Here is a 24075-nt window from a genome sequence, read left to right as displayed (position 1 = left end):
TACAGGCGGTAGAATCCAACGGACGCCCATCCTCCCCTGGAGTATCACGAGCCCTCATGACCGTTCCGCAGCACCCCCGAAGACCACGCAGCACCGGAGCCTTCGCCGTCCCGGCCTCCGGCGCCCGGCCGAGCCGTCGGCACGTGTTGGCGGGGCTCGCCGGCCTGGCCGCGGTGCCGCTGTTGGCGGCATGCTCGGCTGAGGATCCGCTGGCTGCCCAGGCCGGCAACGCTGACGGCAAGAACTACATCGCGGGGGACGGCTCCGTGCTGGAGGTGGCCCCCGAGGATCGCGGGGAGCCCGTGCGGTTCACCTCCACCGCGTTCACCGGCGAGAAGGTCGAATCGGCCGACTGGACGGGCAGCCCCGTGGTGCTGAACTTCTGGTACGCCGCCTGTGCGCCGTGCCGCGTGGAGGCCCCGGACCTGCAGTCACTCCATGAGGAGTGGGAGCCGCAGGGCGTCCGCTTCATGGGGGTCAACGTCCGGGACACCGCCGGCACCGCCGAGGCCTTCGAGCGCAACTTCGGCATCACCTACCCCTCCCTCGAGGACCGCGGGGGTCAGGTGCTGCTGGCCATGACGGACTATGTACCACCGCAGGCCGTGCCCACCACCATCGTCCTGGACCGTCAGGGCCGGGTCTCGGCCCGCATCCTCGGGGTGGCCGAACGGTCCACGCTCGGATCCCTGATCTCCACGGCAGCCGAGGAGCCTTCCGAGGCCTCGGCCGGCGGTCAGGCCTGAGCCGCCCCATGCTGCAGGCCACCCTCACCGCCACGGCTGTCAACAACCCCTTCGCCGAGATCGTCATGGACGGCTCGCTGCTGCTGGCCACCCCCATCGCCCTGCTGGCCGGGCTCGTCTCCTTCCTCTCGCCCTGCGTGCTGCCGCTCGTCCCGGGCTACCTGGGCTACGTGACGGGGCTGACGGGGGCCGACCTCCAGGACCAGCGGCGCGGCCGGATGTTCCTCGGCATCGGACTGTTCGTGCTGGGCTTCTCCGCGGTGTTCGTCCTCGTGGGCATCGTGTTCTCCCAGATCACCATCTGGCTGCAGGGGGACGGCGAGTGGCTGACCCGGGGGCTGGGCGTGGTGATCATGATCCTCGGCGTGGTGTTCATGGGAGGGTTCAACCTCCTGCAGCAGGACCGCCGGCTGCATGCGAGGCCGAAGGCCGGGCTGTGGGGAGCCCCCGTGCTCGGTGTCACCTTCGGACTGGGCTGGGCCCCCTGCATCGGTCCCACCATGGCTGCCGTCCTCGCCATGTCCACCGCCGGTTCCACCAATCCGGGCAAGGGCGCGTTCCTGGCCTTCGTCTACTGCCTGGGCCTGGGACTGCCGTTCCTGCTGATCGCCCTCGGGCTGCGCCGCGGCATGGGGGCCCTGACATTCTTCCGGACCCACCGAGTGGCCGTGATGCGCGCCGGAGGCGGTCTGCTGATCGTGCTCGGTGCGCTGATGGTCTCCGGACTGTGGAACGACTGGGTCCTGCAACTGCAGACCTGGTTCGCCAATGAAGTGAGGCTGCCGATTTGAGCCAGGAAGACAACGTGAGGGCCAGCCGCGCGGAGCAGGCCCAGTCCGGCGCCGAATCGGGCGGACCGCGGAACAACCGCCAGCGCGAGGACGTCGCACTCCCGTCCCTGGGATTCTGGGGCACCCTGCGGTTCATCTGGACCCAGCTGACGTCCATGCGCACCGCCCTGATGCTGTTGCTGCTGCTGGCCGTGGCCGCCGTGCCCGGCTCGCTGTTCCCGCAGCGGCCGGCCGGCCCGGAGATCGTCAACCAGTACCTCGAGGACCATCCCGTCCAGGGGGAGTGGCTGGACCGGTTCCAGATGTTCGACGTCTACTCCTCCGTCTGGTTCTCCGCGATCTACATCCTGCTGTTCGTCTCCCTGATCGGCTGCGTGTTCCCCCGAGCCATCAAACACGCCAGGGATCTGCGGTCCGCCCCGCCGCGGACCCCACGCCGACTGTCCCGTCTGCCCGAGTACGGCCGGGTGGTCCTGGAGCCCGCCGGTCCGTCTCCGGCCGACGCCGTGGCGGAAGCCGCGCGGATCCTCAAGAAGCGCGGCTACCGCACGGACATCCGCCAGGAGGCAGATGGTGCCTCTGTGGGCGCCGAACGCGGTTACGTGCGGGAGATCGGCAACCTCCTGTTCCACATCTCCCTGATCGGCGTCCTGGCCTTCATGGCCGTCGGCGGGCTGCTCAGCTACTCCGGGCAGAAGATCATCGTGGAGGGGGAGGGGTTCGCCAACACGCTGGTGGCCTATGACTCCTTCACCCCGGGCAGCGCCTTCTCCGAGGACCAACTGGCCCCGTTCTCCATGACCTTGGACGGCTTCGAGGCGGAGTTCGACCGCGAGTCCGAGACCCACTACGGCCAGCCGCTGGACTTCACCGCCCACATGACCGTCCAGGACGGGACCGGCGGTGAGCCCCGGCAGGAGGAACTCAAGGTCAACCACCCCTTCGACATCGGCGGCACCCGCGTCTACCTGGTGGGCAACGGCTATGCCCCGGAGGTCACGGTCCGGGACGGCAACGGGGACATCGCCTTCCAGGGGCCCGTGGTGGCGCAGGTCCAGGATCAGCTCTACACCTCCCTCATGGTCATCAAGGCCCCCGACGCCCAGCCGGATCAGCTCGGGTTCGTGGGCTTCTTCCTGCCGACCGCCTATACGGGCGAGGACGGGGTGGCCGTCTCGGTGGACCCGGAGCTGTACAGCCCCGAGCTGAACCTGAACTCCTACTCCGGAGACCTGGGCCTGGACGGCGGCGAGCCGCAGAACGTCTACGTCCTGAACACCGAGGAGCTGACGGAACTGAACAATCGCAACCTCGAGTCCGGCGGCATCACCCTGAAGCCGGGGGAGTCCTACGACCTGCCCCAGGGCAAGGGGTCCATCAGCTTCGACGGCGTACAGCGCTACGTGGGCCTGGACATCCACTACGATCCGGGCAAGTGGGGCGTGGGCTTCTTCTCCGTCCTGGCGCTCGTCTCCCTGGTGGTGAGCCTGTTCGTGCGCCGCCGGCGTGCCTGGGTCCGTAGCGCCACCGGACCGGAGGGGTCCACCATGGTGGAGTACGGACTGCTCGCCCGCGGCGAGGACTTCGGGCTCCGCGAGGAGAACGTGAGCCTGCGGCGCGCGTTCGAGAAGGCCTGGCCCGTGGTGGCCCCCGAGACCGAGGCTGAGAACTCGGCAACCACAACCTCATCCACCGCTTCAACCCCCCAGAATCGACCGGAGTAACCCATGCAGTCCATCAACCTGCAGTTGGCCAGCTACAGCGACCTGTTCATGCTGATCGCTGCGCTGGTCTACGCCGCGGCCTTCATCGTGTTCGCCATCGACATGGCGACCTCGTCCAAGACGATCCGCACGCTCGAGGCCGAACTGGCCGCGGAGTCCGGAACCGAGTCCGAGGCACCTCGGGAACAACTGGTGGGGGCCGGGTCGGTGGGCGCGGAGCAGGCATCGGGTCCGACGGCGGCACCCGCCTCCCGCGGGACCGGCACCACGGTGCCCGTCAGGGGCCGGGGCCGGGGCGCCGGCACCGGGGCGAGCGCGGGCGAGCCGGTACTCGTGGATGAGGACATGGCCTACCTGGGCGCCACCCGCCGCCCTGCCGCCAACGTGGCCGTGGCCCTGATGGTCATCGGCGTGCTGCTGCACGCCTTCGCCGTGATCGCCCGCGGGGTGGCGGCCCACCGGGTGCCCTGGGGCAACATGTACGAGTTCTGCACCACCGGCGCACTGTTGGTCGCCGCCGTCTACCTGCTGTTCCTGATCCGCAAGGACATCCGCTTCCTGGGCACGTTCGTCTCCGGGCTCGTGGTCATCATGATGGCCGCGGCCACCATGGGCTTCCCGACCCCGATCGCGCACCTGCAGCCCGCGCTGCAGTCGCCGTGGATCGTCATCCATGTCTCCATCGCCGTCCTGGCCTCGGCCCTGTTCACCCTGACCTTCTCCATGGGCGTCCTGCAGCTGCTCCAGCACCGCCGCGAGGCGACGATCCGGGCCGGGAGAGACGGCCGGCCCGCCTTCATGCGCCTGGTGCCCTCCGCGCTGAGCCTGGAGAACTGGTCCTACCGCATCAACGCCGTGGGCTTCGTGATGTGGACCTTCACCCTGATCGCCGGTGCCATCTGGGCCGAGGCCGCCTGGGGCCGCTACTGGGGATGGGACACCAAGGAGGTGTGGACCTTCGTGATCTGGGTGGTCTACGCCGGCTACCTGCACGCCCGCGCGACCCGCGGCTGGACCGGGGACCGCGCCGCCTGGCTGTCCATCATCGGCTTCGCGTGCCTGGTCTTCAACTTCACGATCGTCAACACGTACTTCCCGGGTCTGCACTCCTACGCCGGCATCCCGGAATAGGTCACTCCGGCAGTGGCTTGGGCTCGCCGTTGGTGAACTTCGAACGGTCGTCCTCCGGGTACATCGGGTCCGAGGAGCCGTACATCGGGTCCAACCCGGACCGGGTCATGACATGCCCGGCGGGCATCTCGAGGCACGGCGAATTCAGGCTGAGGCTCAACGCTGGCTCACCGGCTCCGGACCGATAGATCACGTTCAGGGTGATGTCGCCCTTGGACGCTCCGTAGAGGCGATCTCCGTGGGGCCCGTTGCCCTCCTTCGAGGTCCAGCCGGCCGCCTCTGCGGCCCGCTGCACCTGCTCCGCCATCTGGCCGGCGTCGGCCTCGGAGACCCCCACTCGCCCCGAGGCGGCGGTCCAATGGGTCTCCCGGGAAGCTTTTTCCGGGGCCGCGTATCCGAGGCAGCTGTTCTCCGCGAACGCGCCGATGGAGTCCCAGCCGGCCGCGCGAACCAGCGACGGCAGGTCTTCCTCGATCTGCCGCCCGTACCCGGCGGAGCGCTCCTCGTTCTCCTGTCTCTCCTGTAGTCCGCAACCGGTGAGGAACAACAGGCCGATGCCGGCGCACGCCATGGACGCGCGGTGCCATCTGGGGCTCACGGATGGGTCGTTTCTGGGATGCCGAGGTGGTGGGAGGGCATGTATTCAGTTGCCTTCGGAAGGTGAGTTGTCAGGTGAGCCCGGCAGGGGCTTGGGCTCGCCGTTGGTGAACTTCCAGCGGTCGTCGTAGGGGTACATCGGGTCGGATGAACCGTACATGGAGCCCAGCCCGGAGCGGTTCTTGGTGTGCCCCTTCGGCATCTCCAGACACGGGGAGTAGATGCTCAGAGACAGGGAATCCCCGATCTGTTGCCCGTGTCCGGCGGAGAGCATCATTTCAGTGATCTGCGGCAGTTGAGTCGTCAGGTGAGTCCGGCAGGGGCTTGGGCTCGCCGTTGGTGAACTTCGAGCGGTCGTCATTCGGGTAGAGGGGATCCGATGAGCCGTACATGGAGTCGAACTCGGACCGCGTCATGGTGTGGCCATCCGGCTTCTCCAGGCAGGGCGAGACCACTGCCAACCTGACCTCCGGACTGCCCCCGCGGTTGTTCGCATTGATGGTCAGGGTGAGATCGTCCAAGGTGGCCATATAGAGCCGCTCGAGGCCTGGGTGGCTGGCATCGCTCTCCTGTGTCACCCACCCCGTTGACTCCGCGTGCTTCTTCACGGCATCCGTGAGTTCCCGGGCCTCTTGCTCCGAGGAGACCGTGGTACCGGTGGCAGCCCGCCAGCGCGTGTTCCGGGAGGCGGTCTCCGGGTCCGGGCTGGAGGTGCAGCTCACCTCCCGGAGCTGGGGGACCGCATCCTGACCGAACGCTCGTGCCAGTCCGGGGATCTCTGCCACGACCTGTTCTCCGTGCTGCGCTGTGGCCTCGACGTTGTCGTCGTCCTGGCTGTTCATGCACCCTCCCAGTCCCAACACGCCTCCGACCAGGATCAGTGGAGTCGTCAGTCGAATGATATTGCGTGCTCGCATGGTCGTCAGTCTTCCAGATCGCCGACCGTGGCGAGCTGGTCCTCGTCCCAATTCCCGCCGCCGGAGAGCTCATCTTGCCGGTCCACGATGGGATCGGTCGTGGACGCGCTCGGCCCGGGATCGTCTACCTTTTCGTGGTAAAGGACGACCTCAGAGTCCCCTCCGTGGATGAGGGCCTCCAGGTTCAGCGCCGACGTGGAGTCGGGTTCGAAGTAGTCCGAGTGGCCGCCGGCGAAGCCGTCGTCCTTGCCCATCACGTCCCCGTTGTTCAGGTAGCCTGCCTCCAATCGGGTGGCACCCATGGCGCCGTCGATGTCCGAACCCTCCCACCAGGACGGGCCGTGGCCGCCGCCGCCCAGGTCTTGGGCATGGCGGATCCGGTCGTAGTTGGTCTGGATCCAGTAGCGGTTCGCATCTGGATTCGCGGTGTCCGCGGGGGAGCCCACCTCATGGCCCTGGCCGGCAGGAGCCACGTAGACGATGTTGTCCGAGGTCAGGCCCTCCGGCCCGCGCTCGGCGGTCCCCAGCATGGACCCGCCGGCAGAGTGCCCGATGGCCGTGGTGCGTGCGGACGCGGGGATGTCCAGGTCTGCGGCGTGGTCGAAGGCCGCCAGCAGGGGCGCGCCCTGTTCGTTGAACGTCGAGTCCTTGTTGTCACCGACCAATGACTGAGGGAAATCGGTCCCGGCCCAGTAGATGGACACCGTGCCCTCGGGGTCTGTCGGCCCGTCGATGGTGTCGAGCTTCTGGTTGTAGCCGTCCACGGAGGCGATGGTCGTCGAGGTGCCGGGAATGAACGTGGCGACCCGCTCCGTGTTGGCCGACGGAGTGCCGCGCATGGTGGCGATCTGTCCGTTGCCCGCCGTGGAGACGAAGAGAGTCGTGTAGCCGGGCTGCGCCTCGGGGTTCGAGGGGAACTGCTCGCGCCCGTAGGCGTCCCAGGCCTGATCCAACCCGTCCTGGACGGTCTCGAGGCGTTCGAGCTCGTCCTCCCACTGCCCCCGTTCGTAGGCATTCCCCGGAGCGTTCTGCGGCCTGTTCTCCCGGTGCTCGGCGAGGGTCTCAGCGGTCTGCTCCCGCAGCCCGGCCACCGTGATCTGGTTGGTCTGGCCGCGGGTGGCCAGTGGCACGCCGTTGAGGACGCCGATCACGCCGGGGTAGAGCAGCGCCATCCGTTCCCGTTCGGCGTCGGACAGACTCAGCCAGGCCTCCTGGATTCCCTTGATGCCGTCTTCAGTCAGGTGCGCGTCACCGTCCATCGCCGCATCCATGATGGACTCCGGGGTGCCGGCCGGCGGGTTGTCCTCCCACCGGTGCTCCGCGAGGGCCCGGGCAGCCTCCGGGTTGGCCTCGAGCCAGTCCCGCAGCTCGTCCTCGTCCAACCCCTTGAGGTCCTTCCAGATCACGTCCGGGTCGATCTCGCCGAACTTCTCGTCCAATCCACTGGTCATCTTCGACCAGTCCTGGACGCCGGTGTCCGAGTCCCGGTGCCCGGTCACGAGAGGAAGACCCTCGGTGGTGCCGATGCTGATGGCAGCCAGCGCGGTGGAGAGGGTCTCCTGGGCCGTCTCCCAGTCCGTGGTGAGTGCGGAGGCCCGTTCGTTGAAGGCGATGATGTCCGTGCGAACCTCCTCCACCAGCGACTCGTCATCCGAGGAGAGCGCACTGCTACGGCGGGAGGACAGCCCGGGCTTGGCCGTGTCCAGGGCCTCCCGCTCGGTCTGCAGTGGTTTGCCGGTCTCCACGAAGTCGTCGACGGCGTCCTGGGCGGAGGACAGCGCGCTGGCCCAGTCCTCGGCATGGGGGACCAGATCGTCCAGAGCGGTCCAGACCTGCTCCTGGGTGTCGGGGTGCTGGTATCCGGATTCCAGTCCCCGCCAGGAGGTCCGGGCCCCGTCCATGGCCTCCTGCAGGCTCTTCGACTCGGACTTCAGGTCCGCGGCCTTCTCCGTCAGGGTGGTCCAACTGGCCTCGGCGTCGGGGTAGGTCCCCAGGGCGGGCAGGCTCATGGGGTGTACCTCAGTCTTCCGTGTCCGGCGGAGCCACCTCGGTGATGGCGCCCACCGATGTCTGTCCCTGCTGCTGCATGGTGGTGTCGCCCTCCATGAAGGCGTCGGCGGCATCGGCCACGCACGAGGCCTGGTGCATCAGGATGTTGGCGATCCGCTCGCCCGTGTCCGAGCGGTTGGACCAGAACCCGGAGAAGGCCGACTCCGCCTCGCTGGCCGTGCCGAAGGCACCGGAGAGGGCCTCCCCGGCCGTCTGGGTGTTCCGGGAGGCAGTGTCGAGCTGTTGTCCGTCACCGGCCACCCGCACGAGGGCGGCGTGCACTGTCTCCGGCTTGATCTCGTATCCCACGCCCTCCACCCTGCAGCGGTGGGGCAGATGCTGCCATGGGGAGAACTCCCCATGGCCCTGCTCAGGAAGGGTCCGCGCCGCCGTCGGGCTTGGGGGTGTTGGACCCGCCGGGCTCGCCGGTGCCGTTGTCCTTCAGGCCACGCGCCTCCCGGGCTTCCCTGGCCTTCAACTCGGCCTCGCGGCGGTCCAGCTCGGCCTGCCGGGACTGCTGTTTGCGCTGCATGTCGAGCTGGCGCAGGAAGGCCGCATCGTCATCAGGGGACTGCGGGCGTACCGGCCGAGCCGGGCCGGAGCCGGGACCGCTGGCCCCGGCCGCACCACGACGCCGGCCCAGGAACAACCAGAGCAGGGCACCGACCAGCGGGAGCAGGATGACCAGCACGATCCACACGGCCTTGGGCATGGCGCGCACCTGGTGCTTCGGGGTCATCAGGCACTCGATGAGCGAGTAGATGATGATGCCGAGAGCGATGATGCCGAGGGGGATCAGGAAGCGGGGCATGCAGACCATTCTACGGACCGGTGCCAGCCCGGCTAAACCGGTGGATCCCGGTAGACTGCCGTGATGCGAGTCTTCAAGTATGCAGCGATCCGCCTGGCCGTCTTCTTCGTGGTCTGGGGCGCCTGCATGCTGTTGAATCTGGGCTGGATCTTCTCCACCATCGCGGCGGCCGTGATCGCGCTCGCCGCCGGGTACCTGTTCTTCAACGAGCTGCGCACGGGGGCCGGCCAGGACGTCGCCGGGGCCTGGCAGGGGCGGGGCAGGAAGGAGCAGTTCCGCTCCGAGCAGGCGGACGCGGACGCGGAGGACTCCTACACCGAGGGCCGATACTTCGAGCCCGGCAGCGGGCCGGACCGTGAGGAGAAGCCCTAGAGCACCAGTCCCACGGCGAACAGCACCGCGTAGACCAGGCCCAGCACGCCGGTCAGCTTGAGGACCGGGATGAGGTCCCGGCGCTCGGTGGAGCGGAGCATGGCGAGCGCCGGCTTCACCGCCACGGCGGCGGCCAGCAGTACGAGCCACAGCCACGGGTACTGTCCGGTGAAGAACAGCGGCAGCGCCACGGCCACCGCCACCATCCCCACATAGGACCAGCGCGCGGGGCCGTCCCCGAGGCGGGCGGCCAAGGTCATCTTGCCGGACTCGCGGTCCGTGGGGATGTCCCGGACGTTGTTGGCCATCAGCAGGGCCGTGGAGACCAGCCCGCAGCCCACCGCTGCGGCCCAGGCGGGCCCGGAGAGCGCCAGCGCCTGCGTGTAGGTGGTGCCCAACACGGCCACGAGCCCGAAGAAGATGAACACGAAGACCTCGCCCAGGCCCATGTAGCCGTAGGGCTTCCTCCCACCCGTGTAGTACCAGGCGGCGGCGATGGCCAGCACGCCGACGGCGATCAGCCACCAGGTGCCGGCCCAGACCACCAGCGCCAGGCCGGCGAGGGCGCCGAGGCCGAAGCAGGCGAACGCTGCCCGCTTGACCGCGCGCGCCGGCGCGGCCCCGGAGCCGGTCAACCGCAGCGGGCCCACGCGCTCGTCATCCGTGCCGCGGATGCCGTCCGAGTAGTCGTTGGAGTAGTTCACCCCGACCTGCAGGGCCAGGGCCACCACGAGCGCCAGCAGGGCCCGGCCCAGGTGGAACCCGTCCAGGGCGTAGGCGGCAGCCGAACCGATCAGCACCGGCGCGATGGCCATCGGCAGGGTGCGCAGGCGTGCTCCCTCGATCCACTGTGCGGCTGTGGCCATGGGTGAGTCCTTCCGATCTTCAGGGCTATCCGTCGAATTCGCGGGGGTGCTGGAGTGCAGCCCCCGACGTCGACTCAGAGTGGTGGGGTGAAGCGGGCGAGGAGGTCCTGGCGGTCGGTCTTGCCGTTCGGCAACAGCGGCAGCGCATCCACCACCAGCCACTGTTTGGGCACGGCGGGCGGTCCCAGTCGGTCCCGGATCGATGCGCGGGCGGCGGCCTCGCTGAACGCGCCCTCAGCCTCGGGGACCACGGCGGCGCACACGCGCTGCCCCCACTCGAGGTCAGGCACTGAACCGGCGAAGGCGGCATGCACCCCGGGAAGGGACTCGAGCACCCGCTGGATGGCCGCGGCGGAGACCTTCATGCCTCCGGTGTTGATGACGTCGTCCACGCGACCGGTGACCGCCAACCGCTGTCCGCCCGGTGCCCCGGGGGCTCCCTCCACGGTGCCGGTGTCCTCCGTGAGGTACCAGCGAGCGTCCGGATCCGCCTCGGTGCCGACTCCGAAGTGTGCGTGGGTGCGTTCCGGGTCATCGAAGTACCCGGGGGACACCATGGGGCCTGCGAGGCGCAGCCGGGGAACCCCGGACGCAGGATCGTGGACCAGCTCCGCGGTCACGCCGTCCAGGGGGACCCCGTCATAGACGCAGCCGCCGCAGGTCTCGCTCATGCCGTAGGTCAGGTGGATCCGCAGGCCGGCCTCCGCCGCGGCGTCGCGGAGCCGCCGGGGGACGCTGGCCCCGCCCACCAGGATCGCGTCGAAGGTGCGCAGTGCGTCCACCGCCGCGCCCCCGAATCCGGCGATCGGGCCGGGACCGTCGGTCGAGGAGCCGGATGACCCCGGGAGCAGGAGCCGGGTGAGCTGGGTCGGGACCAGGGAGAGAGCACGGAATCCGGTGCCGCGCTCCATGCGGTCCACTGCCGCGGCGAAGGACTGCGCGGTGAAGGGGCCGGGCTCCAGGGCGGCAGGTGTGGTGCCGGCGGCGATGGAGCGGGAGAGCACGGCCAGGCCGGCCACATAGTGCGGCCCGACCGCCAGCAGCCACTGGCCCTCACCGCCGATCCGGGCGGCGGTGGCTTCAGCGGAGGCAGTCAGTGCGTCGCGAGTCAGCAGGGTCTGCTTGGGGGTGCCGGTGGAGCCCGAGGTCCGGACCACGGCCACGACGCCCTCCGCGCCGCCGGCCGCCGGATCCGCGGCCTCGGGACGGAGGATGGCCCGGCCGTCCTCGGCGAACTCCACCGGAGGCCCGGAGCCGTCCAGGGCGGCGGCCAGCGCCCGCTGGGCGCGGTCGAGGTCAGCGGGGTTCACAGGCACGGATCGAGTCTAGTGATGCTCAGAAGTAGTGCGGGAAGTCGGACCAGTCCGGATCACGCTTCTGCAGGAACGCGTCCCGCCCTTCGACGGCCTCATCCGTCATGTACCCCATCCGTGTGGCCTCGCCGGCGAAGACCTGCTGGCCGGCCATGCCGTCATCCGCCATGTTGAAGGCGAACTTGAGCATCCGGATGGCCTGCGGGGACTGGCGGTTGATGTCCGCGGCATATTCCAGGGCCACCTCCTCGAGGCGCTCGTGGTCCACGGCCTCGTTCACCGCGCCCATCTCCACCATCTGCTCAGCGGAGTACTCGCGCGCCAGGAAGAAGATGGCCCGGGCGTTCTTCTGGCCGAGCTGGCGGGCCAGCAGGGCCGAGCCGTAGCCGGCGTCGAAGGAGCCCACCGTGGCGTCAGTCTGTTTGAACCTGCCGTGCTGCTTCGAGGCGATGGTCAGGTCCGCCACCACGTGCAGGGAGTGCCCGCCGCCGGCGGCCCAGCCGTTCACCACCGCGATGATCGGCTTGGGCGTGGTGCGCATCAGCCGCTGGACCTCGAGGATGTGCAGGCGGCCCGCGCGGGCCGGGTCCACCGTCTCCCCGGTGTCCCCGGAGGCGTAGCGGTAGCCGTCCCGGCCGCGGATGCGCTGGTCCCCTCCCGAGCAGAAGGAGTGACCGTCGTCCTTGGAGGAGGGGCCGTTGCCGGTCAGCAGGATGCAGCCGACGTCCGCGGTCATCCGGGCGTGGTCCAGCGCCCGGAAGAGCTCGTCCACGGTGCCGGGGCGGAACGCGTTGCGGACCTCCGGGCGGTCGAAGGCGATCCGGACCGTCGGCAGGTCCCGCACCACGGCCCCCGAGGAGTCCCGTTCCACCTGCCGGTGGTAGGTGATGTCCTCGAAGTCGAAGCCCTTCACCACGCGCCAGTGCTGCGGGTCGAAGAGGTCTGAGACCTTCTCGGGAAGGGCGTTCGGGGCTGCGGATGCGGGGGAGTTCTGCTCAGTGCTCACCCGGCCGAGTCTAGCCAGACCCAGACACCCCGACCCGCGGATCAGGCGAGCGGCGCACCCACCCGGGCGCCGTCGTCGGGATCCTCGGCACCCTCACCGGCCTCCGCGTGGTCCACGGCCACGCCACCGGCGCCGGTGGCGGCGGCCCGGCGGGCCTCATCGGCGAGGGAGAGCATCTCGGCCTCCTCCATGGTGCGCTGCTCGGGCTGGCGGCCCTCCTCCAGTGCCGTCTCCGCCGGGGAGCCGGGAACCACGGCGGAACCGATGGAGCCGGGGACCTCCGAGCCGCGCAGGGAGGCGCCGGCGGTCTCCCGCATGAACCAGGCGCAGACCAGACCCACGGCGCAGGCGCCCATCATGTAGTACGCCGGGAACCTCACGTCCCCAGTGACTCCGATGGCCCACTCGTTCACAAGGGCCGCCGTGCCACCGAAGACGGAGGTGGCGATGTTGTAGGTGATGGCGAAGCCCGTGAACCGGGACTGGGTGGGGAACATCGCCGGGAACGTGGCGGTGATGGAGGACAGCTGCGGGATGTACAGCAGGCCCAGCACGGCGAAGCCCAGGACGGCCAGGCCGAAGTTCATGCCCATGAGCATGAACATGGGGATGGGCAGCAGCAGCAGCCCGGCGAGGGAGAAGTACCAGGACGGCTTGCGGCCGAACCGGTCCGAGAGTCCGCCGGACCACGGCATCAGCGTCATCATGGCGATCTCGCCGATGAGGATGACCGCCAGGCCGGCTGCCGCCGGAAGCCCGATCTGCTGCTCCAGGTAGGTGGGCATGTAGGACAGCAGCGTGTAGTTGACCACGTTCACGGAGATCACCAGGCCGGTCATGACCAGCATCGGCTTCCAGTGGTCCTTGAAGACCTGGGGCAACGACGGCGGCTCCACGGCCTCCGCGGCCGGCTCGCCGTGCGCGTCCGGTGCGGTCGCCGCGACAGCCGGGAGGCCGGCGTCGGGACTCGCGTGATCAGTGCTCCTGGTGTCACCAGCGGTGCCGTTCATCTCCTCGAACACGGGGGTGTCATCCAGCTTGGAGCGCAGGTAGAAGCCGATCAGGCCCATGGGCGCGGCCAGCAGGAAGGGCAGACGCCAGCCCCACTCGGACATCTGCTCCGGAGAGAGGACCAGCTCGAGCAGCAGCATGACGGCGGTGCCGAGGGCGAAGCCACCCAGCGTGCCGAACTCCAGGAAGGATCCGAAGAACCCGCGCTTGCGGTCCGGTGCGTACTCGGCCATGTAGGTGGCCGCGCCGCCGTACTCGCCGCCCGTCGAGAAGCCCTGAACCATGCGTACGGCATGGCAGGCTGGTGACATGAGTGAAGGACCGCAGAACCCTGAGGCGGGAGCGCCGGTGCGCTGGGAAGGGGCCGTCAACGCCCGCCGCGTCCTCGGCGCCCTGTACCGCATGGGCCGTCAGGAATGGCTGACCGAGACAGGCTGGCGGCAGCTGCGCCGTGACGGCGTGCGGACGGTGATCGATCTGCGCACCGCGGCCGAACGCAGGCGCCGGCCCAGCGATCCGGAGGTCCGTGACGGCGCCGCTGCCGAGATCCAGATTCTGCACCGGCCGGTGGAGGATCCCGAGAACGAGGGGTACGGGGAGTACCTGGCGCCCGCGCTCGCTGCCGGTGCCCCGTACCCGAACCATCCGCAGTACTACCCTGCAGCCCTGCATCACTTCCCGGACCGGCTGGCCGCCGTCTTCCGAGCGATCGCCGCGGCTCCTGGGGGAGTGGTCCTGCACTGCTCGGCCGGCCGTGACCGGACCGGGCTGGTGGTCACCCTGCTGCTGTTGCTCGCCGACCGCCGCGACCTGGTCGCCCCGCAGTACGACGCCGGAGCGCGTGGCATCAATGACTGGCACCGTGTCAGCCCCGTACCGCACCCTCATGAGCGGTACCTCGAGGGCGAGGAGTTGGAGGGATTCCTGAGCCCCCGGCTGGAGGCGCTCCGGGACTTCGTCGATTCCCTGCCGGACGCCGGTTCCGTGGCTGAACTCCTGAGGGCGATCGGTGTGACCGATGCCGAGGTGGAGGTCATGCGGGCGAAGCTCAGCCCGGACGCGCCGTGAGTGAGCGCCGCGGGGTGGGCTTGACGCGTGACCTACCGGGTATGCATACTCAGTGTGCATACCCGGTATCCTCGCCGGGCCCCACCGGTCCGGGAGGCCACCGATGTCCGTCAAACACAGCCTGCTGGCCCTGCTCACCCAGGGACCGCGCTACGGCTATCAGCTGCGCGCCGCGTTCGAGGAGTGCACGGGCAGCACCTGGCCGCTGAACATCGGCCAGGTCTACACCACCCTGGACCGCCTCGAGCGGGACGGGCTGGTGGAGGATCTGGGGGACGACGGTGCGGGCCACCGCCACTATGCCCTCACTGCATCGGGGCGCGCCGAGGCGGCCGACTGGTTCGTTCAGCCCTCGAGGCCGCAGAACCCGCCACGCAATGAACTCGCCATCAAGTTGGCCCTGGCGGTGACCACCCCCGGGGTGGACGTGGAACGGCTCATCCAGGCCCAGCGCTCCGCCACCGTGCGGGCGCTGCAGGACTACACCCGCGCCAAGAGGACGGCAGGGGGCGGCGCCGAGACCGGAGGCGGGCCTGACACGGACCTGGCGGGGCTGCTCGTGCTGGAATCCCTCATCTTCACGGCCGAGGCGGAGATCCGCTGGCTGGACCACTGCGAGGCCGCCGTGTTGCGCGCTGCCCGTTTCGGGCGGCGGCCCGCTGCCGTCCCCCCTCATCCCCAGCCCTCGACGCCGGCCCCCTCCTCCCAGCGAAGGTCCCGGTGACCCCCATGAACGCTCGGCATGTATCCCCTGAACCCACTCTCCGTCCGGCCGCCCGGGGGATGCCGGCCCGGCAGATCCTCGAGCTGAGTGCGGTCTCCAAGACCTACGGGGAGGGCTCCACCACCGTGGCCGCCCTGCGCGCGGTGGATCTGGTGGTCCACGCCGGCGAGTTCGTGGCCGTCATGGGTCCTTCAGGCTCCGGCAAGTCCTCGCTGCTCGCCCTGGCCGGCGGGCTGGACACGGCCACGGGCGGGGAGATCTACGTCCGTGGCGCCCCGCTGGGCCGGATCACCGTGGCGGAGAAGGCCCGTCTGAGGCGCCGGGCCGTGGGCTACGTCTTCCAGGACTACAACCTCATCCCCTCCCTGAACGCCGCCGAGAACGTCGCCCTTCCCCTGGAACTGGACGGGGCCACCCCGGGCAAGGCACATCGCCAGGCCAAGGACGCCCTTCGCCAGGTGGGGATCGAGGACCTGGCCGGGCGCTTCCTGGATGAGCTCTCCGGAGGTCAGCAGCAGCGGGTGGCCATCGCCCGGGCCATCGTGGGGGAGAAGGCGCTGATCCTCGCCGACGAACCCACCGGGGCCCTGGACTCCGTCACGGGGGAGGAGATCATGGCGGTGCTGCGCCGCCGGGCGGATGCCGGGGCCGGCGTCGTCCTCGTCACCCATGAGGCCCGGCACGCCGGCTGGGCGGACCGGGTGGTGTTCCTGCGGGACGGCCGCGTGGTGGATCAGGCGCAGGCCGAGAACGATCCCCACTCCCTGCTCGCCGATGTGCCGGGAACCGCCGGATGACCGCGGACGAACACGGGCAGGTGGACCTCAGTCCACGCCCCGGAGCTGCCGCCGGCTCCCGCCGCTCGGCCGCCCGGATGGCCGCGCGTGACCTCCGCCGCCACCCCTGGCGGACACTGTTGATCCTGCTCCTGATCGGCCTGCCGGTGTTCGGTGTGGCCTTCGGGTCCGTCACCGTGGCCTCCACGGAGCTGCCGACGGCCGCGGAGGAACGCGAGCAGTTGCTCTGGGGCTATGACGGCTACCTCTCCACGGGGCACTTCGGCCCGGATGACCTGCAGTCGCCCACCGATCCCTTCGGTGCCCTCAGCGCCGAGCACGCCGAGGAAGGCCTGGGCGTGCCCGCTGGGGATGTGGCCGCCCTGAACAAGGCGGCGCAGGACTGGACCGTCTGCCCGCAGGGGGAGGGCTGCACCGTGCTGGATGCCGTCCCCGTGGGAACCGAGGCCACTGTCCTGACCTCGGGATCGGGATCCCTGACCGTGCCCGGGTCCACGGTGGACGTGCGACTCGTGGTGGCCGACTTCACCGACGAACAGCTGCAGAGCCCGGCCCGCCGCTTCCAGCTGATGGACGGCACCCTGCCCGGCGAGGGAGAGGTGCTGGCCAGCAGTGGCCTACAGGACGCCTTGGAGTCCGCTCAGGAACGCGCCACCGTCCGTGGCCTGGAGGCCGAGCCCACGGACCGCGTGGAGTTGGACCTTCCGGGGGCGGACTCCTCGGCAGCGACCCGGCAGCTGACCGTCAGCGGCACCCTGCTGGACCGGATCGACGTCTACCCGAGCATGATGGGCCTGTTCGGGCCCATCGAACTGTGGGAGTCGGTCCTCTACGTCCAGTCCGGCAGCGAGACGGCCCAGGCCCTGCTCGACTCCGGTTTCACCCACAGGGGGGAGGTCACGGCGTATCTGAGCGGGGACGTCCCGGACGACTACGCCGCCTACCGGGCGTACAACCAGGCCGGATTCAGCGTGCTCTTCAAGCCGGTGATGCTCCAGCCCGGTCCGGTGGGGTCGGCCTTTGAAGGCGAGTACTCCTCCGATCTCCCCTGGATGCTCCTGCTGCCCCTGTTGTTCGTGGGGACTCTGGCCCTGGCCGAGGCGGGGCTGCTGGCCGGGGCCGCCTTCGCGGTGGGTGCTCGGCAGCAGCGGCGGTCCACGGCTCTGCTCTCCGTCACGGGCGCCGAACCCGCCACCCTGCGTCAGACCATGGTCTTCTCCGGCCTCTGGTGTGGGCTGGCCGGCGCGATCGGTGGGGCTGTGCTGGGCGTGGCCGGTGGGGTGGCCCTCGTCTGGGCCGCTCAGGCCCGCCAGGTCCCGGTCTACGGTCCGCATGTGCCCTGGTGGCCCGTGGCAGCCGCCGTGGTGCTGGGACTGGCCTGCGCCGTCGTCGCTGCCTGGATTCCGGCCCGGGCCGTGGCCGGACAGAACGCCTGGGCAGCGATCAAGGGTGCCACCGGGGAACGCAGGCCGGTGAGCCGGCCGGTGCTCGTGACCGGGCTGGTCCTGACGGCAGTCGGGCTGTTGCTGGCCATCGTGGCGAGCATGGTGGGGATGGCCCTGCCGACCGTGGGGGCACTGAGCGAGGCCCTGCCGTGGCTGGCCGTGGCACTGGTGGCCTCCGCGCTGCTCCTGCTGGTGGGGGTGCTGATGCTGTTGCCGGGCACCGTGACCGGGATCGCTCACCTGGCCGGCCGGCTGCCGGTGTCCTTGCGCATGGCCGCGCGGGACGCCCACCGGAACAGGTCCCGCACCGTTCCGGTGGCCGCTGCCGTGGTGGCCGCCACGGCCGTGGGCACCGCGGTCCTGACGTCCATGGCACTGGTGGAGGCCAACACCGGGGAGCAGAACGGAGGCTACCGCCACGGCTCACCATCCCCGGACACCGGGTACCTGTGGGTTCAGGACGATGCCTCCATTGAGCAGATGCTGCGCCGGGAATCGCTGTACTCGGAGGATGGGCAGGAGTACACCGCCGCGGAGATCGGGATCTACACCGGCGGGGCGAGCGGTGCGGTGCGTCGGTTGCGGGCGGCCGAGGCCACCCCCGGCACCCCGCGGCTCGTGGAGCATTGGGAGGTGCACGGCGCCCGGCCGAGCTGCGAGGTGATGGGCACCAACGACTGCTCCGAACTGATGCCCGTGTATCCACGGGACTCCCCGTGCCGGGCCTCCGTGCCCACGCAGGAGATCGTGGAGGACCGGCGGGCCGCGGTGGACGAGGCGAGGTACGCGATGACCCGTGCCGAGGCGGCTGCCTGCGGGGCTGGTGGGGCCGGCGGGGCAGGCTCCAGCAGCCTGGCTCTCGAGGACCCGATGTCCACCCTGATGGTGGTGGATCCGCTCCGGCCGGAGACGGTGCCGACAGCGCTGTTCGGTGGGGATGCGGAGGCGATGGCGGCCGTGCAGTCCGGGAAGGCACTCGTCTTCGATCCGCAGTACCTGGACGGGGAGGATCGGTTCACCGTGGGAGAGTTCGCCACGGACGTGGACCAGGTCCCCGGGGTCTCCCTGGGGGACCAGGATCAGGCGTGGTTCGACGAGATGGAGTCCGATGGCGACTCGATCGCCGGAAGGATGGCGATCAGCGCCGCCCAGGGCCGGAACATGATCTGGGAGCCGGAACGGACCCGCACGCTGGACGCCCTGGTGGCCCAGGCGCCGGAGGGTGTCCATCCGATCGCCATCATTCCGATGACGGCTCTGGCGGGGATGGGCCAGGAGATGTCCCTCGACGGCGTGCTGGCCCGGTTCGCCGAGCCGGTCACCACGGATCAGGTGTCGCTGGTCAACGACCTGCTGTCCGTCGATGACCTCTGGTTGTCCTCCATGGCGACGACCGCGGGGGACCGGTTCCCGGTCCAGTGGCTGGTGGCCGGGTTGGTGGGCCTGCTGGTGATCTCCGTGGCCGGGCTGACCACGGGGCTGGCCCTGGCGGACGCCCGGCGGGACCAGGCGGTGCTCTCCTCCGTGGGCGCCCCGCCGGGGACCCGGAAGTCCATGGCGGCGGCCCAGACCTTCACCGGTGCCCTGCTGGGGACCGCGCTGGGCGTGCCCGTGGGGGCGATCGCGGTGGTGGGGATCGGGCTGATCCAGGTCTACTCCGCCGCTTGGATCCCCTGGCCGCAGCTGCTGGTCCTGGTGCTGGGCGTGCCCCTGCTGGCCGCGGCCCTGACCTGGCTGGTGGTGCCCGGCCGGCTCCCGGTCCGGGAGGCCGACCGCAATTGATGTGGGGGCCAGTGGCCTGTCAGAGCAGCTCCGTGGCCCCCAAAGCCGTCAGCAGGAAGGCGTAGTCCCACGCCCGGTCCTCCCAGGCCCGGTACCGTCCGGAGGCCCCGCCGTGGCCACCGTCCATCTCGGTCTTCAGCACGATCGGTGCTCCACCGTCCGCCAGGGCCCTCGACTGGTCCGAGGTGACCGTCCGGCGCAGCTGCTGGACCCACTTGGCCGGTTCCACATACAGCACGCGGGTGTCATGCAGAGAGGTCACGGCCGCCACCGCCGGGTAGTCCACGGCGCGCACGTTCTCGTACGGCGTGTACTCCTGCATGTACCGGTAGACCTCGGGGTCCTCGATCGGGTTGCCCCACTCCTCCCACTCCAACGCGGAGAGCGGCAGGTCCGGGTCCAGGATGGAGGTCAGCGTGTCCACGAACGGCACCTGGGCCACGCACGCCCGGTACAGCTCCGGGGCCAGGTTCAACACGCCGCCCATGAGGAGCCCGCCGGCCGAGCCGCCCATCGCCGCGATCCGGTCCGGATCCACCCAACCGGACTGCGCCATGAAGCGGGTGGCGTCCACGAAGTCCGTGAAGGAGTTCTTCTTCGCCAGCTTCTTGCCGTCGTCATACCAGCCACGGCCCAACTCGCCGCCACCGCGCACGTGCGCCACCACGTAGACCACGCCCCGGTCCAGCAGGGACAGCCGTGCCACGGACAGCGCCGGGTCCATGGACATCTCGTAGGAGCCGTAACCGTAGACCACGCAGGGGTTGGTCCCGTCCCACTCCGTGTCCCTGCGGCGGATCACGGTCAGCGGAATGGCCACGGGCCGCCCTCCGGCCCCAGCCATCTGCGAGGAGTCCGCCGGCGCCCACCAGCGCTCCACCAGGTACTGGTCCGGATCATGGCCGGGCACCTCGACCTGCCGGCGCTGGTGCAGTTCACCACTGGCCACGTCAAAGTCGAGGACCTGGGACGGCGTGATCCAGGAGGAGTAGGCCAGCCGCAGGAACGGCGACTCGAACGGTGCTCCGGCCAGCTCACAGGAGTACAGCTCCTCGCCGAAGTCCGGCTCCACCGGGTCCGCCTGGTGCTCGGTCGCCAGGCCGGTCAGCGGCAGGACCACGGTGCGCGGGGTGGTCTCACGGCGCACCTCGAGGGCCAGGTGGGTGGCGGTGACGGCGGCGCCGTCCACCTTGGTGGTCTCAGAATGTCCGACGACGGTGCGCCAGAACCGCGGGTCCGTCACCGTCTCGCGGGCGGCGAGCGAGACCATGTTGTTCGGGGCCGGCGCCGGGCCGTGCTCCTCGTCCTCCGCAGTGAAGTCCTTGTTGTGGACGATCACGTAGTGACGCTGTCCGTCCAGGGTCACCGGGTCCACGCCGTGCAGCAGCCCGAGGTCTCGGGAGACCAGCATCCGCAACTCGCCCAGAGGCGCTTCCGCCGTCTCCGGCAGGTCCATCGCGAGGGTCTCGGCCACCTCGGAGTTGCCCACGGAGATCAACAGCTCGGTGCGGTCCGCGGAGAGCCCGAAGCCGGACCACATGCCGGGATCGTCCTCCTGGAACAGCAGTTGGTCCTGCTCCACGGACGTGCCGAGGGTGTGGGCGAGGATCCGGTAGGGCCGCCACGAGTCGTCCGGGACGGTGTAGAACACCCGGGTGCCGGTGGCATCGAAGGCGATCCCGTAGGAGACGTTGGGGATCTCGTCCGCCAGTTCCTCGCCGGTGGTCAGGTCCCGGATGCGCAGGGTGAAGCGCTCATCCCCGGCGTGGTCCACGGCGTAGGCCAACAGCCGCGCGTCCCGGGAGACGGCCAGCCCGCCGAGGGAGAAGAAGGGCTGGCCCTCGGCCTCGGCATTGCCGTCCAGGATGACCTGCTCGCCTTCCACGGCCACGCCCGGCTCGATCACCGGCGGGGTCCAGTCGGCCTGCCGGTCCCCGGTGTCCGAGGCCTTCACCCGGCACTGGACCGTGTACTGCTGGCCCTCCTCGGTCCGGGAGAAGTACCACCAGCCGTCCCGGCGTGACGGTACGGAGAGATCGGTCTCCACCGTGTGGGCCTTGATCTCGCCGAAGATGGCCTGCCGCAGCGGTTCCTGGTCTGCCGTGACCGCGTCCGTGTGGGCGTTCTCGGCCTGCAGATGCGCGATGACCTCGTCCGACTCCTTGTCCCGCAGCCAGTCGAAGTCATCCGTGAAGGTGTGCCCGTGGTGTTCGCGGGCCACCGGCCGCGCCTCGGCCGCCGGGGGTGCGGTGACCGGGGGCTGGGAGGCGGGGGCCGTCGCGGTGGTGTCCGTGCTGGTCTGCGGAGAGCTGGCGGAAGTCATGGTGCCCATTCAACAGCACCTGCCCGCGGCGCGCCCCGGGGTCCGCTCACGGCCTATTTCGGGGCCATGCGGATGGCGCCGTCCAGGCGGATGACCTCGCCGTTGAGCATCCGGTTCTGCATGATGTGCAGGGCCAGCTCCGCATACTCCTCGGGCTGGCCGAGGCGGGAGGGGAAGGGGACCTGCTCGCCGAGCGAGGCCTGGGCGGCCTCCGGCAGGCCCTCCATCATCGGGGTCCAGAAGATGCCCGGGGCGATGGTCATCACCCGGATGCCGTGCCGGGCCAGCTCGCGGGCGATCGGCAGGGTCATCGCGGCCACGCCGCCCTTCGACGCCGCGTAGGCCGCCTGGCCGATCTGGCCGTCGAAGGCCGCCACGGACGCGGTGTTGACGATGATTCCGCGCTCGCCGTCCTCGCCCGGCTCGTTCTGGGCCATGGCCTCGGAGGCCAGCCGGATCACGTTGAACGTGCCGATCAGGTTGATCTGGATGGTCCGGGCGAAGGACTCCAGCTCGTGCGGACCGGTCTTGCCCAGAACCTTCTCGGCGGTGGCGATACCGGCACAGTTCACCACGCCGGACAGTGGCCCGCCCTGCTGGCCGGCCACCTCCACGGCGCGGGCCACCTGTGCCGGGTCCGTCACGTCCGTCTCCACCAGCACGGCGCCTTCCGGGGGTGTGCCCTTCAGATCCGCGACGACGACGCGTGCGCCGCGTTCCAACAGCGCCGTGGCCGTGGCTGCGCCGAGGCCGGAGGCCCCGCCGGTGATGAGGAAGGTGCGGTCGGTGAAATCCATGGATGCTCCCGGAGGTCAGCGGTCAGATCGTCGGTCAGGTCGTCGGGCAGATCGGTGAGCGTCCGCCCACCACCAGACGGTAGCCCAGGGCGGTGGTGGGGTGGGTCACAGGCCCAGCAGCCCCCGGAAGACGCCCATCCCGAAGTACAGGACGAAGGCCGCGGCCACCACCCACAGCAACGGGTGCACGTCCTTGGCCCGGCCCTGGGCGGTGCGGATGACGGCGTAGGCGATCATGCCGGCACCGATCCCGTTGGCGATCGAGTAGGTGAACGGCATCAGGATGAAGGTGAGGAAGGCAGGGAAGGCCACGCCCCAGTCGGACCAGTCGATCTGGACCACCTGGGTGGCCATCATGAAGCCGACGACCACCAGGGCCGGGGCCACGGCCTCGAACGGCACGAGGTAGATCAGCGGGGTCAGGAACATGGCCACCAGGAACAGGGCGCCGGTCACCACGGAGGCGAACCCGGTCCGGGCCCCCTCGCCGATGCCCGTGCCGGACTCCACGAAGATCTGGTTCGCGGAGCCCGAGGCTCCGCCGCCGGCCGAGACCGCGAGGGCGTCCACCATCAGCACGCGGTTCAGGTGCGGGATGGTCCCGTCGGGCGTGACGTTGCCGGCCTCGCGGGCCAGCCCCACGGAGGTGCCCATGGCGTCGAAGAACACGGAGAGCAGCACCACGAACACCAGCAGGGCGGCCATCAGGGGACCCACCTGCGCGAAGGCGCCGAAGAGGTCCGCCTGGCCAATCAGGGACAGGTCCGGCGCGGTCCAGTCGGGGAAGGAGGGTGCCACCAGGGACCAGCCCATCGGGTTCACGCCGCCCGCCTCGTCCACCGAGGGGCCGATGTGGAAGAGCGCCTCGAGGATGTTGGCCAGCACGGTGGCCACCACGATCCCGATCAGGATGGCGCCGCGGGTCTTGCGGATGACCAGAACGGAGGTGACGAGCAGCCCCACGATGAACACGAGCACCGGCCAGCCCTCCAGGTCCCCGCCGGTGCCCAGACCCACGGGGACGGTGGTGCCCGCGGCGTCGGGGACGCGGCGGATGAAGCCGGAGTTGACCAGGCCGATGAGGGCGATGAACAGTCCGATGCCCACCACGATCGCGGTCTTGAGGCCTTCCGGCACCGCGTTGAACACCGCCTGCCGGAAGCCCGTGGCCACCAGCAGGGCCATCACCAGGCCGGCGATCACCACCAGGCCCATCATGGCCGGCCAGGTCAGGCCCTCGGTGGTGGCCACCGTGATGGCCACCAGGGCGTTGACTCCGAGCCCGGCGGCCAGGGCGAACGGGTGCCGGGCCCAGACGCCCATGGCGATGGTCGAGATGCCGGCCACCAGGGCGGTCACCGCCGCCACGCGGGCGATGCCGAGGGTGTCCCCCTGGGCGTCCGGCCCGGACAGCACGAGCGGGTTCAGCACGATGATGTAGCTCATGGCCAGAAAGGTGGCGAGCCCGCCCCGGATCTCCTGCCCGAGGGAGGAGCCGCGCCTGGAGATCATGAAGAAGCGGTCGAGGCCGTTGCGCGCTGCGGGGGTGCCGGTGGTGTTCAGGGTGTCCTGGGCGGTCAGTGACGTGCGGGGCTCGGGCGAAGGCATGGGGACATGCTAATGGCGGGTGGGGGTGCACCGGAGGCGGGGTGCACGGCCTGGACAACGAATCGGGCACGGTCGCGAAGATTGCCACCAAAATTGTTGCCAATCTCACAGGGATCGCTTAGCCTCCACACCAGACGTGTTGCCGTGATCCAGATCATCCCCTCTGCCACGGCCCACGTCGGCATCGCTACACCCGC

22 protein-coding genes are annotated in these 24075 nt (G+C 70.0%); 9 read left to right on the top strand and 13 right to left on the bottom strand.

Annotation, left to right across the window (positions count from 1 at the left end; translation table 11 throughout):
* Positions 1-56 precede the first annotated feature (56 nt).
* From IMT31_RS05630 to ccsB, 4 genes are read left to right on the top strand one after another with little or no spacing between them, the layout of a single operon-like run.
* Positions 57-746 carry a TlpA disulfide reductase family protein gene (locus IMT31_RS05630; RefSeq protein WP_345360365.1) on the top strand — a complete coding sequence of 230 codons (690 nt, stop codon included), beginning with the start codon at positions 57-59 and terminating at the stop codon, positions 744-746.
* A gap of 8 nt (positions 747-754) precedes the next feature.
* The gene (locus IMT31_RS05625) at positions 755-1537 is read left to right on the top strand and encodes a cytochrome c biogenesis CcdA family protein (RefSeq protein WP_345360368.1); all 783 of its coding nucleotides are present in this window, start codon (positions 755-757) and stop codon (positions 1535-1537) included.
* A gap of 14 nt (positions 1538-1551) precedes the next feature.
* Positions 1552-3261 carry a cytochrome c biogenesis protein ResB gene (locus IMT31_RS05620; RefSeq protein WP_378109377.1) on the top strand — a complete coding sequence of 570 codons (1710 nt, stop codon included), beginning with the start codon at positions 1552-1554 and terminating at the stop codon, positions 3259-3261.
* A gap of 3 nt (positions 3262-3264) precedes the next feature.
* A complete protein-coding gene (gene ccsB, locus IMT31_RS05615; RefSeq protein WP_413544049.1) occupies positions 3265-4392 on the top strand; it encodes a c-type cytochrome biogenesis protein CcsB in 1128 nt (375 codons plus the stop codon).
* A 1-nt stretch (position 4393) separates the two neighbouring features.
* On the opposite strand, the gene IMT31_RS05610 is transcribed toward ccsB, so the two are convergent.
* From IMT31_RS05610 to IMT31_RS05585, 6 genes are all read right to left on the bottom strand, one after another.
* The gene (locus tag IMT31_RS05610) at positions 4394-4990 is read right to left on the bottom strand and encodes a hypothetical protein (protein WP_413544048.1); all 597 of its coding nucleotides are present in this window, start codon (positions 4988-4990) and stop codon (positions 4394-4396) included.
* A 45-nt stretch (positions 4991-5035) separates the two neighbouring features.
* The gene (locus IMT31_RS05605) at positions 5036-5266 is read right to left on the bottom strand and encodes a hypothetical protein (protein WP_413544047.1); all 231 of its coding nucleotides are present in this window, start codon (positions 5264-5266) and stop codon (positions 5036-5038) included.
* Position 5267: 1 nt separating this feature from the next.
* Complete coding sequence (locus IMT31_RS05600; protein WP_345360383.1) at positions 5268-5906, bottom strand: hypothetical protein; 639 nt, start codon at positions 5904-5906, stop codon at positions 5268-5270.
* A 5-nt stretch (positions 5907-5911) separates the two neighbouring features.
* Positions 5912-7915, bottom strand: a complete 2004-nt coding sequence (locus IMT31_RS05595) for an alpha/beta hydrolase (RefSeq protein ID WP_413544046.1) — start codon at positions 7913-7915, stop codon at positions 5912-5914.
* 10 nt (positions 7916-7925) lie between these two features.
* Entirely contained in the window at positions 7926-8264 is a 339-nt protein-coding gene (locus tag IMT31_RS05590) for a DUF6507 family protein (RefSeq protein WP_345360389.1), read from the bottom strand.
* A 61-nt stretch (positions 8265-8325) separates the two neighbouring features.
* A complete protein-coding gene (locus IMT31_RS05585; protein ID WP_345360392.1) occupies positions 8326-8766 on the bottom strand; it encodes a PLD nuclease N-terminal domain-containing protein in 441 nt (146 codons plus the stop codon).
* Positions 8767-8829: 63 nt separating this feature from the next.
* On the opposite strand from IMT31_RS05585, the gene IMT31_RS05580 reads away from it, so the two are divergent.
* The gene (locus tag IMT31_RS05580; protein WP_345360395.1) at positions 8830-9138 is read left to right on the top strand and encodes a DUF4229 domain-containing protein; all 309 of its coding nucleotides are present in this window, start codon (positions 8830-8832) and stop codon (positions 9136-9138) included.
* Here the strand turns inward: IMT31_RS05580 and IMT31_RS05575 are convergent.
* The 4 genes from IMT31_RS05575 to IMT31_RS05560 all read right to left on the bottom strand — a co-directional run bounded on the left by IMT31_RS05575 (position 9135) and on the right by IMT31_RS05560 (position 13618).
* Complete coding sequence (locus tag IMT31_RS05575) at positions 9135-10004, bottom strand: 1,4-dihydroxy-2-naphthoate polyprenyltransferase (RefSeq protein WP_413544045.1); 870 nt, start codon at positions 10002-10004, stop codon at positions 9135-9137. The genes IMT31_RS05580 and IMT31_RS05575 overlap by 4 nt on opposite strands.
* 74 nt (positions 10005-10078) lie before the next feature.
* A complete protein-coding gene (locus IMT31_RS05570) occupies positions 10079-11320 on the bottom strand; it encodes an AMP-binding protein (protein ID WP_413544044.1) in 1242 nt (413 codons plus the stop codon).
* Between the two features lie 19 nt (positions 11321-11339).
* Positions 11340-12323, bottom strand: coding sequence for a 1,4-dihydroxy-2-naphthoyl-CoA synthase (locus tag IMT31_RS05565; protein WP_413544043.1), 984 nt, complete (start codon positions 12321-12323; stop codon positions 11340-11342).
* Positions 12324-12364: 41 nt separating this feature from the next.
* Positions 12365-13618: an MFS transporter gene (locus IMT31_RS05560; RefSeq protein WP_413544042.1), complete on the bottom strand. Its 1254-nt coding sequence runs from the start codon at positions 13616-13618 to the stop codon at positions 12365-12367.
* A gap of 25 nt (positions 13619-13643) precedes the next feature.
* Here IMT31_RS05560 and IMT31_RS05555 point away from each other — a divergent pair, with 25 nt between their 5' ends.
* The 4 genes from IMT31_RS05555 (at position 13644) to IMT31_RS05540 (ending at position 19150) form a co-directional block, all read left to right on the top strand.
* Positions 13644-14402, top strand: coding sequence for a tyrosine-protein phosphatase (locus IMT31_RS05555; protein WP_413544041.1), 759 nt, complete (start codon positions 13644-13646; stop codon positions 14400-14402).
* Positions 14403-14505: 103 nt separating this feature from the next.
* Entirely contained in the window at positions 14506-15126 is a 621-nt protein-coding gene (locus tag IMT31_RS05550) for a PadR family transcriptional regulator (RefSeq protein ID WP_413544040.1), read from the top strand.
* A 59-nt stretch (positions 15127-15185) separates the two neighbouring features.
* Complete coding sequence (locus IMT31_RS05545) at positions 15186-15923, top strand: ABC transporter ATP-binding protein (protein WP_413544371.1); 738 nt, start codon at positions 15186-15188, stop codon at positions 15921-15923.
* Entirely contained in the window at positions 15920-19150 is a 3231-nt protein-coding gene (locus IMT31_RS05540; RefSeq protein WP_413544039.1) for an FtsX-like permease family protein, read from the top strand. Before IMT31_RS05545 ends, IMT31_RS05540 begins: the two co-directional genes overlap by 4 nt.
* A gap of 19 nt (positions 19151-19169) precedes the next feature.
* Here the strand turns inward: IMT31_RS05540 and IMT31_RS05535 are convergent, their stop codons facing one another.
* The 3 genes from IMT31_RS05535 to IMT31_RS05525 all read right to left on the bottom strand — a co-directional run bounded on the left by IMT31_RS05535 (position 19170) and on the right by IMT31_RS05525 (position 23782).
* A complete protein-coding gene (locus IMT31_RS05535) occupies positions 19170-21482 on the bottom strand; it encodes a S9 family peptidase (RefSeq protein WP_413544038.1) in 2313 nt (770 codons plus the stop codon).
* Between the two features lie 44 nt (positions 21483-21526).
* Complete coding sequence (locus IMT31_RS05530; RefSeq protein WP_413544037.1) at positions 21527-22270, bottom strand: 3-hydroxyacyl-CoA dehydrogenase; 744 nt, start codon at positions 22268-22270, stop codon at positions 21527-21529.
* Positions 22271-22375: 105 nt separating this feature from the next.
* A complete protein-coding gene (locus IMT31_RS05525) occupies positions 22376-23782 on the bottom strand; it encodes an NCS2 family permease (RefSeq protein WP_413544370.1) in 1407 nt (468 codons plus the stop codon).
* Positions 23783-24075: the final 293 nt, after the last annotated feature.

The sequence above is a fragment of the Citricoccus nitrophenolicus genome (assembly GCF_047305825.1).
GTDB classification, from domain to species: domain Bacteria; phylum Actinomycetota; class Actinomycetes; order Actinomycetales; family Micrococcaceae; genus Citricoccus; species Citricoccus nitrophenolicus.
The sequence above is the reverse complement of the archived record's forward strand: the minus strand, read 5'-3'. Positions and strand labels throughout refer to the sequence as shown.